Source organism: Nocardia testacea NBRC 100365 (genome assembly GCF_000308775.1).
Taxonomy (GTDB): Bacteria; Actinomycetota; Actinomycetes; order Mycobacteriales; family Mycobacteriaceae; genus Nocardia; species Nocardia testacea.
Map to the genome: position 1 here is coordinate 66,232 of NZ_BAGJ01000274.1, position 14,852 is coordinate 81,083.

A 14,852-nucleotide genomic window follows, 5' to 3' on the forward strand; every position below is an offset into this window, starting at 1 on the left:
CCGTATTCGTCGATTGTGGCGGTTTGGGCGAGGGAGTTCGGATGCCGGATGAAGCAGCGATCCAAGCGACTCCGGCGGAGTTGGCGGCCGCTGCCACCGCGGTCCGGACTCTGCTGGATGGATTGGCCGGTGGATTCGGATCGCTGGATGCCGACGTCTCCACGCTGATCGGGTCGTGGAAAGGCGTGCAGGGCGATAGTTTCGCCGCGGGGTTCGCCGAGGTGCGACAGGGGCTGTCGGAGCTTCTCGACGCGATGCGTGACACGACGGTCGCGCTCGATGACAACTCCGAGGCCTACCTCGAGCAAGAGGGCGCCAACGCCGCCGCGATCGAATCCGTTGCTTCGTCATTGTATTTGCCCGATGTCTCATAGCGTGGACCTGGAGTTGCTGGACTCGGTGATCGCGCGAATGCGGAACTTCGAGGGATTTTTCGAGGATCAGATCCGCGCTTTCGATACCGCGATCGGGACGCTGCAGCAGGGTTGGGAGGGCGACGCGGCGGTCGCGCAGGCGGATGCGCGTCGACGGTTGATGGCCGCGGCCGCCGATATCCGTGATGGTGTGGGGGATATGCGGCGTGCGGCGGAGGCGGCGCACACGAATTACACCGCCGCGATCGAGGCGAACGTGGCGATGTGGCGGAGCTGAAAATCTCGTGACGATGCTGGATGTGGACCCGGAGCTGTTCTACGACCTGTCCGGGCAGTACAGCCGGGCCAGCCGCGCGACCTCGGCGGCGTTGCGCACGCTGGATCAGGAACTGCGCGGCGCGGTGAAGATGAGCGGCAGCGACGACGATGGAGTGCTGTGGGCGCGCGGCTACTTCGTGGCAGGCGTCGAAGCTGTGGTCACCGCCGGCAAAGCGACCGATGTGCTGGCGCGAATGGCGGCCCTGGTGCGGCAGACCGGGGTCAATCACGACCAGTCCGAGGACGCGGAAGCCTACAACACCCCCGGCGGCCCGCTACCGGCCTCGGACCCGGGCGCGGTGACCTTCACTGCCCGGCCGCTGAAGAACCCGGCCGAGGGGACCCGGCCCGAGCCGGCCGGGTGGGCGGTACTGATGGGGTCCACGAAATGGATCAACGGCAATACCGAGCTGATGCAGAAGGCGGCGACGAGCTGGCAGACCGCCGCCGGTATCTACAGCACCCAGGACACCGACCTGCGTACCAAGATGCGCAACCTCAGCGGATCGTCGACCCCGGAGTTACCCGACCTGCAGAACACCCACACCTCCGTACTGGACGGGGTCGAGATCTTGGGGGATGCGATGCGGCAGCAGGCCGGCGCCACCGGTGGCTACGCCGAGGTCCTCAAAGCCGCCCAGGAGGGTGCGGAGTACGAACTCCAGTTGCAGGTGGTGGCGCAGGCGATCAATACGGTGAACGCCGCCACGATCGGCCGGCCGATCCAGAAGGCGATTCTGGAGGCTGCCGAGCTGGAACTCGATCACAGTCGCCGCAAGATCCAGGAGATGCTCAACGGTCTGGCCGACGCCCGCCGGGTTTCGGTGATGACCTTCACCGCGGTCTCGAACACGGTGACCTCGGTGATGACGACGAAATTCCAGCCGGTCCTGGACAAACAGTTGAAGCGGCCACCGGAACGCACCCGCGCCGACCAGGCGCGCCGCAACAAGCTGGAGGGCGCCAAAGCCGAAGCGCGCGCCGGGATCGACCCCACGAAGAAGAAGGAATCGATTCCTTCGGCCTCGGGCACGGCGAAGAATCGCGTACCGGACGACCTCGACGCCACCAACAAACGGTTGACCGAGGTCAAGAACGTGCAGAACCAGGCCCTGACTCTGCAGATCCAGGACGACCTGGCCTATTGCCAGGCCAACGGCTACGAGTTCGTGCTCATCACCGACAACGCCACTACCCTGTCCCCTGACCTGCAGAACCTGATCAACCAAGGCAAGATCAAACACGTCAGAATGGACTTCCAGAGTTGACCCCCACCGACGACGCCGCCGCGACCCGCCTGCTCGCCGACTACCGCGCGGCCGGGGGATACGGCTCCACCATCCCCGAGATATTCGAACGCGGCACCGACTCACCCACCGTCGTCACCGTGCTCGCCGAATGGCTGACCGAACTCGAAACACGCTGGCCGGGACCCGAAACCGAGGGACGCAACCTGGCGCGAAAGACCCTGTCGAACACCCTCGGCAACAAAGCAGCTCGCAAATCCGACGCCGCGGTGCCGGCGCTCATCTCCCAGTTCGACGCGAAGAAGGAGATCAATCCGCATACCCGGTGGGCGGCGGGCAATGCGATCTATTCCATCCCGGCCGGCGCACAGTACTTCGATCAGCTCGCGGCCATCGCCGCGAACCGTTCCTTCGGGATGGAACGGCAGATGGTCGTCGACTGGCTCGGCAAGAGCCGGCACCCCGGAGCTGTGGCGGTCGCGGTGGCTCAACTCGACGACGACACCGTCCAAGGCCACGCCCTGGAAGCATTGGCCCGGCTACGCGCGCAAGGCGTCCGCCGGCAGATCGAACCCTTCCTGACATCGAAGAACAAATGGCATCGGCGTCTCGCCGAACGAATCGCCCGCTACGACGAAAGCTGAATCTCCGGGTGTCGGCAGGGCTCACCACACCGCGCGTTGTGCGGTGAATCCTTCCAACGGCGCGGCGGCCACTTCACCGCCGGTAATCGTGTAGGGCTCGAGGATGCCGATCGCGGGACCGTCCACGTGCTCCAGATGGACCTCTATCCCGCTCGAACTCGTCTCCGGCAGTGTCACATCCACCACCAGCGCCGCCGCCCGGATCTCGCTGCGCATCCCGCGCAATGCCCGCAGGTTCATCTCCCTGGCCTGCCGCGCGGTCCCCGCTCCTGCCTCGACCAGCCGGGTCCCCCCATCGAGGCCGACTGCCATGGCGAAGGGATAGAACTCACCGCGCTCCGCCAGCTTCGTCTCGGCCAGAACGATGACCGAGTCGAGCAACCCGTCCAGATCTGCCTGCGCCGCCTCCGATGTGGTGTCCCGCCAGGACATACGCGTTCCCTCCCATAACGTGCCGGCCCCGGGTCATGCTACGGCAGTACCCCGACGTCGGTGCCGGCTCACCGCCCCGGTCCACCGTTCCTGTCGCTTGGACCGGCGGCGCTGCCTGCCCCGGGATACGCTGAGCTGCCCTGTGCCCGAGAGAGCGAACTACTGCCGCCGGTTCCGAACCCAGGGCCAGGTCATCAACGCCCACACCGCGAGCAGCAGCGCGGCCACCGTGCCCAGGTACCACGGCCACGGTCCCAGAACGTCGAGCAGCGACGGTGTCGCGGGTTTCCGGTTGACGAACCCGTAGTTGGTGCCGGCCACCGAATTGAAGACGAAGGTCACCGCGACCCACACCACTGTCGCCGTCACCGCAAACCGGTAGCTGCCCCAATCCGGCCGCATACCCACACCCCAGGTCAGGTAGATCGCGGCCCACACGACCAGCAGGTGGATCGCCCAGAACGCCAGGAACTCCGGACCCGGGAAGTCCTCGGCCTCCAAGGCAGGCGATATGAGCGCCTGTGTGCTCAGGGTGAGACACCAGTAATAGGTCAGCGCGTACGCCCACCGTCGCCGCGTCACGAGTGCGCACCCGGCGGCGAGGGTCGCCAGATCGGTCAACCGTAGCGGCACCGAACGATCGATCGCGGGCGGGAACATCATGGCCGAATAGATCACCAGATACAGCCCCAGCGTCACCCAGCCGAACACCGGGCCGAAGTGGCCGGAGCCGTCCCCGCTCCGCTCCCGCCGGCCGATCGCGATGACCGCGACCGCTCCCACCGCGAACACCGCCAGCACAACCCGGTGCGACACTCCGTACGCCGAGAATTCGCCGGCCAGTGGTTGCCCCACGCCGACCAACCTAGCGTGAGCGCGCAACGGGTCCGCGCACCCGGAAGGCGCACGGTGTGTCAGCCCGTCGCCCGGTTCACGTAGTCCGTGGCCAGGCCGGCGACCTGCCATTTCGATGAAATAACAACATTTCGCAATTTTCCGGGCTAGATTCCTCGTGCGCCGGACAATCGGATAGGAAGTCGGAGGAATACCGTGGAATTTTTGGGCTCTGTCGCCGGGATCTTGCAGATGGTTATCGGCACCATTCTGGCCAACACCGGATCGGGTGGTTCCGGCTCCGGCTGGTGAGCCTCGACGGAGTAGCCGTCGAAGCATGAACGCGGCCCCGGCGACTCGATCGCCGGGGCCGCCCGCGTCCATCGCTACGGCCGGCCCTCCGCGGATCTCCACTGCCACCCGGCCTCGCGGAGCCGCCGGGGAGAATTCGCATTCCCCGCCCTTGCGCCGCGGGTCCGGACCGGCCGAGTTCTCCGACGCGCCGCGCGGTAGGGGAGTGGCGGCGGCCGTGCCGTGCGTAGGGCCTTTATCGTCACCGGCGCATCGTGAAGCGAGCGCCGGAAAGGTGGGGATTCGAGCCGACGATCCTCGACGCGCTGCGGTGTGCGGTGAGGCCTACGCCTCCAGGCGCATGCCGTCGTCCATGGTGGCGAACGCACGCCGCACGCAGTGGGGCAACTCGCCCGGGGCGCAGGCGGGGAGCCAATCGTCGAGTGCGCAGCGCCAGGTGGCCACGCAGAACTCGATGAGCAGTCGCAGTTCGAGGCGGCGCGGATCGCCGAGCCGGTGCGCGATCTCCTCCTGGATCTCTGCGCAATGCCGTAGGGAATGCCCGTCGAGCGAGGGCGACTGCTCGATCAGCCTGAGCGTGGCCGGGAAGCGCCGGTACCAGTCGTCGTCCATGCGATCGAGGGTGGCCAATATCGTGTCCCGGAAGACCTCGACCAGCGGCCCGGACTTCTCGGCCTCGTCCAGCACATCGAGGTATGTGCTCCAGAGCTGTTTGACGGCGGTGAGCGCGACGTCTTCCTTCGAACGGAAGTTGCGGAAGAAGGTCCGTCTCGACACTTCCACCGCATCGAGCAGCGCGTCGAGCGGTGTCGTATCGAAATCGAAGGAGATCCGACTGTGCGTGCACTCGTTGTCGACCACACCGCGCCGGCCCACCTCTCACTCGCGGAGGTGGCCGATCCGGTACCGGCACCCGGCGAGGCGCTGGTCCGAGTCGAAGCGGTTTCGCTCAATGCCGGCGAGGTCAAGGGCGCCACCGATCCGAATACGCCGGAGGGCACCGTAATCGGGTGGGACGCGGCCGGCGTGGTGGTCCGGCCCGCGGCGGACGGATCGGGCCCGGCCGCGGGAACGCCGGTGGTCACTCTGGGTGAGGGCGGTGGCTGGGCCGAGCTGCGTGCTGTTCCGGCCCGTATGCTCGGTGTCGTGCCGGATGGCGCCGACCTCGGTGCGGTCAGCACGATTCCGGTCGCCGCCCTGACCGCAGTACATGTGTTGCGCCGCATGGGGCAGCTCCTCGGTCGGCGGGTGATGATCACCGGCGCTTCCGGTGGTGTCGGTCGCTTCGCGGTGCAGCTCGCCGCCCGCGCGGGCGCGGAGGTCGTGGCGATCAGCGGGAGTCCCACCCAGGAGGACGGCCTGCGGGCGTTGGGCGCGCACGAGGTGTACTCCGACCCGGCCGAGGTGGACCGCCCCGTATTCGCGGTACTGGACAACGTCGGCGGCGGGCAGCTGGTGGCCGCCTTCGCCGCTGTGCAGGCCGGTGGCGTGCTGGTGAATGTGGGCCGGTCATCCGAGGCCGACGCCGTCTTCCCGCCCGATGCCTTGCTGGCGACCCAGGGGCGGCACGACCGGTCGATCCGCACATTCTTCCTGATCGCCGACCCCACCACCGACTTCTCCGAAGATCTGACCTGGCTGGCCACCGAGGTGACCGCCGGTCGCCTCGACCCCGGAATCAGCCGGCGGGGCCCGTGGACCCGCTACGACGAGGCTGCCCAGGCCCTGCTCGGCCGCCGCCTGCACGGAAAGGCGGTACTGAACATCGACTGAGCCCGCCTTTCCGGAAGCCGATCTACATGTCGTGCTCCCGGCTGCCGCGCGTGTCGACGTCCGCGGCGTCCGACAGCACCTCCCGCTCCGCGATCTCCTCGTCGGCGAGCTCGAGGCCGTGAGCTCGGACCAACCCGTCGATGTAACCCGCCTTCGTGACACCGATGATCGGCGTGGTCCCCTTGGCGATGGCCCAGGCGGTGTCGGTGTCGGCGGCGGACGCGTCTCGGTCCTCGCCGAGCGCCACTATCGCCTACCCGGACCTGGACAACGGTTCGACGTGATCCATGCCGGGCTGCTTCCGCGAGTGTCCGCCGGGGGCGTAAGCCTCCAGCGGCCGCACTCGATCAGTCCTGCATGGTCGAGTGCGGCGTAGGATCAGGGGCGTTACGAGGGTTGACCCTATGCAGCAGCGATGGTGGGTGTGGATTGCCGCGTTCCTGACAACACTGGGGATGTGCGCGGTGTTCGCGTGCAGTAGCGGCACCCGGCCCGAGCGCGCTCCACCCGGCCCGGACACATCCTCCCGGGTAGGGGTTTCCGTGCTGGCCGCGAAGATAGACAACAGTCCGCAGGCACGACCACCGGTAGGGCTGGGTGCCGCCGATTTGGTCTACGTCGAGCCGGTCGAGGGTGGTTTGAGCCGGTTGGCCGCGGTGTTCTCGACCGACAAACCCCCGGTGATCGGGCCTGTCCGAAGTGCGCGGGAAACGGATCTGACGCTACTGGACCAGTTCGGCAACCCGACGTTGGCGTCCTCTGGTGCTGCGCCCGAGCTGGTTGCCTCCGTCGATCGCTCGTCATTGCAGAACGCCTCGGCCGATCGGCAACCCGGGGCGTACTACCGCGACTACAGTCGCGAGGCTCCGCACAATCTGTTCGTCCGCCCGGACCAGTTGCCCGTGGGCGGCGGCTGGCCGCCGGCTTCGCAACTGCACTTCGGCCCTGCACCTGCCGGTGGCCGGCCCACGCAACATCAGGAAGCGCGGTATCCGGGCACGGTGATCGGTTTCGACTGGTCACCCGGACAACAGCGGTGGCTGGTGTCCATGGACGGTGCCGCCTTCACCGCTGCCGATACCGGACAGCTCATGGCGAGTACGGTCGTGCTGCAGAGTGTGCAGGTGCAGGACTCGGCCATCAGCGATATCGCGGGCAGCGTCTCGCCCCTGGCCCAGACGACCGGTAGCGGTCGGGCACTCGTACTTCGCGACGGTCGAGCGTTCCCGGCCGAGTGGTCCCGGCCCTCCCCACAGACAGGCACAACCTATACAACCCCCACCGGCACAGCCATCCCCTTCGCGCCGGGACAGGTCTGGACAGTCCTGATTCCGGCACAGCTCTGGTCACCGGGTGCGTGAGGCGAGTTCGGACCGCTACGGTGTCGCGGCGATTCATGCCCGGGCAGGGCCGGCGTGGCCCGGTAGGAGTTGATCCGCGAGTGGTCGCGGCGCCGATCTGTGGATCCCGACCATCGAGGTATTCAGACCATGGGGCGTGGCTGTTGCTCGCTGTGATCCGGTCCGGGTTCGACCACCCGCCGGCAACGAGGACGGCGGGGTTCGATGGCCGTAGCCTCGCGTATGAGCCCCGGCGCCGTGGGGACGCTTCGAAACCGGAGACGTCGGAGATAAATCACTCGAGAGGGCACCGGATCGGCCGGAGCGGTCCCGGCGCCATAGCCCCGCGAAATGGCACAGCCTCAGAGACGGGTGCGGATATCGTCCCGCAGAGCCTTCTTGTCGATCTTGCCGACCTTCGTGGTGGGCATGATGTCGAGCAGGATCAACTTCTCGGGCAGTTTGAACCGGGCAACCCCGGCCAGGTTCATCACCGCGACCACATCGTCCAAATCGACGGCGTATCCGGCCTTGACGGTGAGATAGAGGCACGTCCGCTCACCCAGGACCGGGTCGGGCATGGCCACCGCGGCCGCCACTTCCACGCCGGGAACCCGATAGGCGAAGTTCTCGACCTCCTCGGCGGAGATCTTTTCGCCGCCGCGATTGATCATGTCCTTGTCCCGCCCGGCGACGACGAGATTCCCGTCCGGCCGGCGGACCACGATATCGCCGCTGCCGTACCATCCGTCCGCGGTGAAGGCGCGGGCATTGTGTTCGGGGGCGCGGAAGTAGCCGCGCGGGGTGTAGGGCCCACGGGTCAGCAGCGAACCCGGAGTGCCGTCGGGGACCGGAGCACCGGATTCGTCGACGATCAGGATCTCGTCGGCCGGGCAGACCGGCCGGCCCTGGGTGGTGACGATCACTTCCGGTTCGTCGTCGAGCCTGGTCATATTGATCAGGCCCTCGGCCATTCCGAAAACCTGCTGCAGGCGTGCGCCCAGTACCGGTTCGACGCGTGCGGCCAGTTCGTCCGGCATCCGGGTACCGCCCACCTGGAGTACCCGCAGCGTGGAGGTGTCGATCTCCGGATGTGCGCGCCGGTACTCGATCCAGCTCTGGGCGACCGCGGGCACTACCGCGGCCACCGTGACGCCTTCGGCGGCCACTGCCCGTAGTGCGCGTTCGGGTGCGGGGGAGGGCAGCATCACCACCTGCCCGCCCGCTATCAGTGCTCCCAGGATGCCGGGGCAGGCGAGTGAGAAGTTGTGACTGCCGGGCAGTGCGCCGAGATACACGGTCTCGCTGTCGAATTCGGCGATCTCGGCGCAGTGCGCGATATTGCAGAGGTAGTCGTCGTGGGTGCGGACGATGAGTTTCGGCAGTCCGGTCGTTCCACCGGACAGCAACATACAGGCGATATCGGACCCGCCTGGCTCGGGACCGGCATCGATGGGCCGGGTCGGTGGATCGGCCGGGAAGAGCGGATACTCGGGGACATCGGCGGGGTCGCCGTGCTCCGTGAGGTCACCGTGGACGAGTACCGCGCGTATGCCGGCTACCGCCCGGCCCACCTGCTGCGCGACCGACCGCAGATCGGTGCCGCGATCGGCGTCGGCGATCACCAGGGCCACCGCCCCTGCGGTTTCGGCGATATGGGTCAGTTCGTGCCGGCGATGGGCGGGCAGCGCCATCACCGGCACCAATCCGGTCCGGAGGCAGCCCAGCGTCAATGCGACGAACTCCCAGCAGTTCGGGAGCGCGACGACGAGTCGGTCACCCGGGACCAGACCGAGGTCGAGGAGTGCGGCGGCCATCGATCCGGCTCGGTCCCATAGTTCTCGATAGGTCAGCCGGGTCCCGCCGTCGATCACCGCGACCCTGTGCGGGTCGCGGCGGACCGGCTCGGCGATCCGGGAAGCGAGGGAAGAGCCCTGCCAATAGCCTTTTTCGCGGTATTCCGTGGCGGTCGCCTCGGGCCAGGGCACGGTGCCGTCGAGTGTGGTCATCTCTGTTCGTCCTCCGGATTCGCTGGGCGGACATCCGATCCCGTGATCACCGCGTCGAGCGCGATGAGACCGTCCGGGGTCAGGCGTAGCGGATTGATCTCGAGTTCGCCGATCTCGGGGTGGGCGGCCAGATGGTCACCGACCGCGACGACAGCCCGGGCGAATTCGTCGCGATCCAGGACCGGCCCGCCGCGCCGGCCGTTCAGCAGCGGCGCGCACCGGAGATCGTCGAGCAGTGCCGTGGCCGCGGTGGGGTGCAGCGGGAGGCCGCGGACGGCGATATCGCCGAGGGCCTCCGCGGCGGTGCCGCCGAGCCCGGCCACCACGACGAGGCCGAACACCGGATCGCGCCGGACCCCGAGAAACAGGTCGACACCGGTCTCGGCCATCGTCTCGACCAGGTAGGCGCGGGCGCCCACGGCGTCCAGTGCTGTCAGAGCGGTATCCAGTTCGGCGGCTGTCCGGATACCGAGATGTACGCCGCCGATATCGGTTTTGTGGAGCACCCCGGCATCGAGGAGCTTCACCGCCACCGGCGGCGTCAGATCCCGCAGCGCCCGATGGGCGGCGTCGTGGCCGTGGCAGACGCGCCGCGGCGGCGTACGCAGACCCAGAGCTTCGAGCAGATCCTTGGCCGCGGCCTCGTCGGCGGGCAGTGCGATCTCCGGTGTGGGTCCGAGGCCGGGCCGTGTGTGTTCCTGGTCCCGGAGGTACCGCGCGCGAGCGTCGGTGACCAGGGCGCCGAGTCCGGTGGCGAGGGCGGTCGGCCCGGGCAGCACCGGAATATTGTGGGCGTCGGCGGCCGCCGCGAAATCGGCGCGGGTGACGGCCGGTCCGCCGATGCCCAGGACCACCGGCAGCTCCCGGTGGGTACCGCGATCGCTTACCGCCCCGACCGGATCCACCGCATCGGGTTCGGCCAGGGTGTACACGGCCAGCGCGTGCACCTCTGGATCCCGCGCGGTCACGGCCAGCACGTCACCGAAACCCGGTCCGGGGCGGCCGGTATCCACCGGGTTGCCCTGAAAGGTCAGGGGTGGGAGCAATCCGGCGAGTTCCGCGCGCGTAGCGTCCGCCAGGGCGGGTACTCGGACGCCACCGGCCTGCAGACCGTCGAGCACTACGAGACCCGGGCCCGCCTGGGCGGTGACCACGCCGACACCCGGATCGGGGTGGGCGGGTAGCCGCACTCTGCTCAGCACCGCGAGTGCGTCGACGAGCTGCTGTTCGGAGTCCACGACCACCGCCCCGGCCTGAGCGAGCAGCGCGCGGGTCGTGCGCCAGGAGGTGGCCAGCGCGCCGGTGTGTGATCCGGCGAACGCCGAGACGTCACTACGTCCGACGACCAGCGCGACGACCGGTTTCCCGGCTGTCACCAACCGGACCGCGTCGAGCAGCGCGGGACCGTCGTCGACCGTTTCCAGATACAGCGCCACCGCCGAGATCGCCGGATCATCGCGGAGATACTGCAGCACATCGACTTCGGTGACGTCCACGCGATTACCCAGGCCCACCCCCAGGCCGACTCCGACCGAGTGCTCGGACAGCAGGAACGACAGGGCGTGATTCATCCCGCCGCTCGCGGCGACCACCGCGACCCGGCCGGGGCGGATATGTTCGACGGCGGGAACGAAACTCACGGTGGCGGCGCCGGGCCGGAAGAATCCGGAGGTATTCGGCCCGAGGATCCGGATACCTGTTTCCGCGACGATCGCGGCGAGTTCTTGTTGCCGCGCCGCCCCGTCCGGGCCTGTCTCGGCGAATCCGCCGGAACAGATCAGCGCGGCACCCACACCGCATTCGGCGGCCGCGCGGACCGCGGCCGGGGTCGCGGCCGCCGGGATACAGAGCACAGCGAGGTCCACGGGACGACCATGGGCGCGGCACGCCTCTTCCAGATTCGGCACGAACCCTTCGGCCGTCGGATTCACGCCGAAAACCGCGGCCGGGGCGGCGCCGCGTCGTAGGGCGGCCGTCATCGCGGTGCCGAGTTTGCCCGGTGTGGTGGACGCGCCGACCACCGCGATCGAATCCGGCCGGAAGAGCCGATCCAACCCGTTCGTGCGGATGGCGGGTTCGGTGGTGGTCGTCATCGGGTCGTGCCTTCCTCGGAATCGGTGTGCCGGGCGCCCGGTTCGAAGAGCACGGCATCGGCCCGGCCCGCGAGCACGAGGGTCGCCGCGCAGTCGGGTTCGCCGACCGCGCGTCGTTCGCGGACCGACTCGGGCCGGTCCGCCACGATCACCGGAAGCCCGTGATGTAGCCGCAGCCGTTCCGCGCACAGCACCCGCGACAGGGCGGTGCCGCTGTGGACGACGACGGCCGAGGGGGCGTGCTCGGCTACCGCGGTCAACGCGGCCAGGTCGCTGCCGCGCAGGGAACTACCCGGGATGTCCGGGGCCGTGAACAGCCGAGCGGCGCCGGGCGCCGCGTCGTCGGTGGCGACGAGAGTGGTTTTGGCGTCCCCGAATTCCAGTGCGCCGGGCGTGCGAGCGATCGAGCGGAGCAGGCGCGTCGTGAATTCCCGGTCGCCGATCCGCAGTGGTGTGTCCAGTGGCGGGGCGCCGTGGGCGGCGATCCAGGCCCGCTCGGTGGCCGCGACGAAGGCGGGGTCGCGTAGCCGTATCTTCTCCGCCGAGATCGCCCGGCTGAAGAAGTGGAATGCGAACTGCCACGGTTCGAAGCAGCGGTGGTATTCGCCGAAATGATCCCACCAGGACAGGCTGGGCACCGACGAGTGGTGGATCTTGTCCACCTGTGGCCGGCGGATCCGCTGGAAGCGGTCCAGTGCCGCCGCGATATCGCCGGGATGTGCCGCCAGTGAAGCGGCGAGGACGGCGGCGTCCTCCATGGCCATTTTCGTCCCCGAGCCGACCGAGAAATGGGCGGTGTGTACCGCATCGCCGAGCAACGCGACCGGTGTGCCGCACGGGCCGGCCGCGGTCCAGTGTTCGGTGCGGCGGGTACGGAAGTTCGCCCAGCGCGAGTTGTTGGCGACGAGTGGATGCCCGTCGATATCGTCGGCGAACAGGTCCTCGAGATACCGGCGGGTCCGGTCGTCGGAGGGGCCCGGGGGCCGGGAGGTGTCGAATTCGTCCAGTCCGGCCCGGCGCCGGGTCGCCTCGTCGGTTTCGACGATGAAGGTGCTCAGACCGGTTCCGATGGGATAGGCGTGGACCGCGAAATTCCCGTGCTCGGATTCTCTGTGCAGGAAGGTGAGTCCGTCGAACCGGAACGTCGTCCCGAACCAGATGAACGCCACCGCCGATTCGGTCACGGTGTGGCCGAGTGTGGCGGCGAAACGTTCCCGGGTGGTGGAATTGGCGCCGTCTGCGGCCACGATCAGGTCGTAGTCGCCGGTGCGATCCAGCTCTCCCACCTCGACGGTGGTTTCGTAATGCACGCTCACCCCGAGTGCGACGGCCCGGCGGCGGAGTGCTTCCAGCAGGGTGCGGCGATGGACGGCGGCCATACCGTTCCCGGCGGCGGCCGGCGCGGTGCCCTTGGACCGGACTGTGATGGTGTCCCAGTGCCTGCCGTGGGCGGCGAGCGTATCCCGCAGGACCGGATCGACGGTATCGATGGTGTCCAGTGTCGCGTCGGAGAACACGACGCCGAATCCGAACACATCGGTGGCCCGGTTGCGTTCGAACACATCGATCCGGGAGCCGGGGACTGCCTGCGCGAGCGCGATCGCGGTGAACAACCCGCCCGGCCCGCCGCCCACGCATGCCACGCGAAGTGGACGGCGGGTGGCACGGTTCTCAGCCGGCATCGGTGTCACCCTCGGCCCGGCCCAGAATCGCGGCGACCACCGATTGCAGCCGGCGCACCGGATCCTGCCGGGCGTCGACCGCCCGCCAGGCCACCATGTGGTCCGGGCGGACGAGGATCGCGCCGTCCTCGTCCACCTCGGCAATGGCCCGGTAATCGCCGTAGCTGTCCTCGTAGTCGCAGCCGCGCCCGATCGTGCGCACCCGGATCGGCAGCCCGAACCGGGACTCCACCGCTGCCGCGGACGCCCGCCAGACCTCGCCTCCGATACCGGTGAGCAGGGTGAATTCGCCCTTACCGCACAGGTCGAAAGTCGACACCCGGCGCTGATCCCGGGTGAGCCAGACATGCGGGAGATGCCGGCCCGGCCGGGTGCTCGCGAAGTAGTACCGCTCCTCGTCGCGCGGGGCCGGTGTCTCCGGACTGCCGTCGGCGACGACCGCGGCCGACCGGTAGTGCTGGTTCAGTTCCACACCGTGGGTGTTGAAACACATGATCGTGTCGGCGATCGCGGCGTCGAACGCACGACGCCGGTCGGCGGCCTCGGGTTCGCGCAACTGCTCCAGCGCCTTGCCCATGGTCTCCGCGTCCGGTGAGGGCGGCAGTTGCAGGGCCATGAACAGGGGCGGCATCAACTCGTTGCTCGCGGTCGCGCGGCGCACGATCTGCTCGGCCACCGGAAGCCGTTCGTCCCGGTAGGTTTCCAGCAGTGCAGGGGAGGCCTGACCGCGCAGGACCAGCGCGAGTTTCCAGCACAGGTTGTAGCTGTCCTGGATGGAGGTATTGGAGCCGAGCCCGTTCATCGGGGAGTGCCGGTGCACCGCGTCGCCGACGCAGAAGACCCGGCCGGACATGTTCTCGGTCGCGTACATCGAGTTCACGGCCCATGTCGACATGGATTCGATCTCGACCGTGACGCTGTCGTCGCCGATGAGCTGATGGGCGATCCCGATACCGAGTTCGTCGGTCAGTTCGATCGGGCCCGCGGCGGGATCGTAGCCCCAGACCGCGACCCACCGGTCCCACGGCCGCACCATCCGCAGGACACCGATTCCGTTGCCGCCGTGCCCGACTCCGGGCTGCATGAACCAGTACATATCGCCGGGACGGTGGCGCACATAGTCGCTCAGATCGGCGCGGAACACGATATTGATCGAGGTATCCGCCCCCGCCTCGCCGACGAGCGGCAGGCCCAGCTGTTCGGCGACGATCGAACGGCCGCCGTCGGCACCGATCAGGTACCGCGCCCGGATCGTGTATTCGGGCCCGGTCACCCGATCCCGGACCGTTGCGGTGACTCCGTCGTCGTCCTGGGTGAAGCGGAGCAGTTCGCTGTTGAACCGCACCTTCGATCCCCGGCTCGCGGCGGCGTTCACCAGTACCGGCTCGAGCTGGTCCTGCGGGAAATCACAGACCGAACAGGGGCTGGCCAGATCGTGTTCGGCGCGGAAATGCGGATGGGTGTACCAGGTCCGCAACCGGCCCAGTTCGGCACCGGCGAGGCTGGTGGCGTACACGTGCTCGCCCATCAGGTGCTGGGGAGTGGCGCGGCGGAGCACTTCGTGTTCCAGGCCGAGGTCACGGAAGACCTCGACCGCGCGCTGGTTGGTGATGTGGGCTCGCGGGGTGTTCGCCACGCCACCGTGCTTGTTCAGCAGGACGGTGCGGATCCCGTAGGTGGACAGCAGCGCCGCGGCGGCCGAACCGGACGGGCCCGCACCCACGATCAGTACTTCGGTTTCGACGACATTGTCAGTGTTCATGGCTCGGTTTTCTTCCGGGGGAACGGGTTCCG

The 14,852-nt window shown here is 68.3% G+C and carries 14 protein-coding genes; 6 read left to right on the plus strand and 8 right to left on the minus strand.

All coding sequences use genetic code 11. The features are described 5' to 3' along the window. Positions 1 to 41 precede the first annotated feature (41 nt). From ON38_RS33310 to ON38_RS33325, 4 genes are read left to right on the plus strand one after another with little or no spacing between them, the layout of a single operon-like run. Positions 42 to 374 (plus strand): WXG100 family type VII secretion target, encoded by a 333-nt coding sequence (locus tag ON38_RS33310; protein WP_039829332.1) that lies wholly within the window; start codon positions 42 to 44, stop codon positions 372 to 374. Next, positions 364 to 651 (plus strand): WXG100 family type VII secretion target, encoded by a 288-nt coding sequence (locus ON38_RS33315; RefSeq protein ID WP_039829333.1) that lies wholly within the window; start codon positions 364 to 366, stop codon positions 649 to 651. Before ON38_RS33310 ends, ON38_RS33315 begins: the two co-directional genes overlap by 11 nt. A 13-nt stretch (positions 652 to 664) precedes the next feature. Then, positions 665 to 1,960 (plus strand): putative toxin, encoded by a 1,296-nt coding sequence (locus tag ON38_RS33320; RefSeq protein ID WP_083873317.1) that lies wholly within the window; start codon positions 665 to 667, stop codon positions 1,958 to 1,960. Continuing rightward, positions 1,957 to 2,583 (plus strand): HEAT repeat domain-containing protein, encoded by a 627-nt coding sequence (locus ON38_RS33325; protein WP_039829336.1) that lies wholly within the window; start codon positions 1,957 to 1,959, stop codon positions 2,581 to 2,583. The genes ON38_RS33320 and ON38_RS33325 overlap by 4 nt, the downstream gene beginning before the upstream one ends. Before the next feature lie 21 nt (positions 2,584 to 2,604). On the opposite strand, the gene ON38_RS33330 is transcribed toward ON38_RS33325, so the two are convergent. From ON38_RS33330 to ON38_RS33340, 3 genes are all read right to left on the minus strand, one after another. Beyond that, positions 2,605 to 3,015, minus strand: a complete 411-nt coding sequence (locus tag ON38_RS33330; RefSeq protein WP_051165602.1) for a hypothetical protein — start codon at positions 3,013 to 3,015, stop codon at positions 2,605 to 2,607. A 159-nt stretch (positions 3,016 to 3,174) separates the two neighbouring features. Beyond that, a complete protein-coding gene (locus tag ON38_RS33335; protein ID WP_245564517.1) occupies positions 3,175 to 3,870 on the minus strand; it encodes a YwaF family protein in 696 nt (231 codons plus the stop codon). A gap of 615 nt (positions 3,871 to 4,485) precedes the next feature. After that, positions 4,486 to 5,022, minus strand: a complete 537-nt coding sequence (locus ON38_RS33340; RefSeq protein ID WP_218000893.1) for an acyl-CoA-like ligand-binding transcription factor — start codon at positions 5,020 to 5,022, stop codon at positions 4,486 to 4,488. Here ON38_RS33340 and ON38_RS33345 point away from each other — a divergent pair. Then, entirely contained in the window at positions 4,999 to 5,934 is a 936-nt protein-coding gene (locus ON38_RS33345) for a zinc-binding dehydrogenase (RefSeq protein ID WP_039829338.1), read from the plus strand. The genes ON38_RS33340 and ON38_RS33345 overlap by 24 nt on opposite strands. Before the next feature lie 22 nt (positions 5,935 to 5,956). On the opposite strand, the gene ON38_RS33350 is transcribed toward ON38_RS33345, so the two are convergent. After that, complete coding sequence (locus tag ON38_RS33350; protein WP_039829340.1) at positions 5,957 to 6,181, minus strand: hypothetical protein; 225 nt, start codon at positions 6,179 to 6,181, stop codon at positions 5,957 to 5,959. A 157-nt stretch (positions 6,182 to 6,338) separates the two neighbouring features. On the opposite strand from ON38_RS33350, the gene ON38_RS33355 reads away from it, so the two are divergent. Further along, entirely contained in the window at positions 6,339 to 7,295 is a 957-nt protein-coding gene (locus ON38_RS33355) for a DUF3048 domain-containing protein (protein WP_039829342.1), read from the plus strand. A 341-nt stretch (positions 7,296 to 7,636) separates the two neighbouring features. Here the strand turns inward: ON38_RS33355 and ON38_RS33360 are convergent, their stop codons facing one another. From ON38_RS33360 to ON38_RS33375, 4 genes are read right to left on the minus strand one after another with little or no spacing between them, the layout of a single operon-like run. After that, a complete protein-coding gene (locus tag ON38_RS33360; protein ID WP_039829344.1) occupies positions 7,637 to 9,283 on the minus strand; it encodes a (2,3-dihydroxybenzoyl)adenylate synthase in 1,647 nt (548 codons plus the stop codon). After that, positions 9,280 to 11,376, minus strand: coding sequence for an acetate--CoA ligase family protein (locus tag ON38_RS33365; RefSeq protein ID WP_039829346.1), 2,097 nt, complete (start codon positions 11,374 to 11,376; stop codon positions 9,280 to 9,282). Before ON38_RS33365 ends, ON38_RS33360 begins: the two co-directional genes overlap by 4 nt. Continuing rightward, entirely contained in the window at positions 11,373 to 13,058 is a 1,686-nt protein-coding gene (locus tag ON38_RS33370; protein ID WP_051165626.1) for an FAD-dependent monooxygenase, read from the minus strand. Before ON38_RS33370 ends, ON38_RS33365 begins: the two co-directional genes overlap by 4 nt. Further along, a complete protein-coding gene (locus tag ON38_RS33375) occupies positions 13,048 to 14,820 on the minus strand; it encodes an FAD-dependent oxidoreductase (protein WP_039829347.1) in 1,773 nt (590 codons plus the stop codon). Before ON38_RS33375 ends, ON38_RS33370 begins: the two co-directional genes overlap by 11 nt. Between the last annotated feature and the right edge of the window lie 32 nt (positions 14,821 to 14,852).

Bases quoted from the DNA above. Each gene is read 5' to 3' on its own strand.
- ON38_RS33360 (WP_039829344.1), bottom strand. From the start codon at position 9,283: ATGACCACACTCGACGGCACCGTGCCCTGGCCCGAGGCGACCGCCACG.
- ON38_RS33315 (WP_039829333.1), top strand. From the start codon at position 364: ATGTCTCATAGCGTGGACCTGGAGTTGCTGGACTCGGTGATCGCGCGA.
- ON38_RS33310 (WP_039829332.1), top strand. From the start codon at position 42: ATGCCGGATGAAGCAGCGATCCAAGCGACTCCGGCGGAGTTGGCGGCC.
- ON38_RS33320 (WP_083873317.1), top strand. From the start codon at position 665: ATGCTGGATGTGGACCCGGAGCTGTTCTACGACCTGTCCGGGCAGTAC.
- ON38_RS33370 (WP_051165626.1), bottom strand. From the start codon at position 13,058: ATGCCGGCTGAGAACCGTGCCACCCGCCGTCCACTTCGCGTGGCATGC.
- ON38_RS33365 (WP_039829346.1), bottom strand. From the start codon at position 11,376: ATGACGACCACCACCGAACCCGCCATCCGCACGAACGGGTTGGATCGG.
- ON38_RS33355 (WP_039829342.1), top strand. From the start codon at position 6,339: ATGCAGCAGCGATGGTGGGTGTGGATTGCCGCGTTCCTGACAACACTG.
- ON38_RS33375 (WP_039829347.1), bottom strand. From the start codon at position 14,820: ATGAACACTGACAATGTCGTCGAAACCGAAGTACTGATCGTGGGTGCG.
- ON38_RS33330 (WP_051165602.1), bottom strand. From the start codon at position 3,015: ATGTCCTGGCGGGACACCACATCGGAGGCGGCGCAGGCAGATCTGGAC.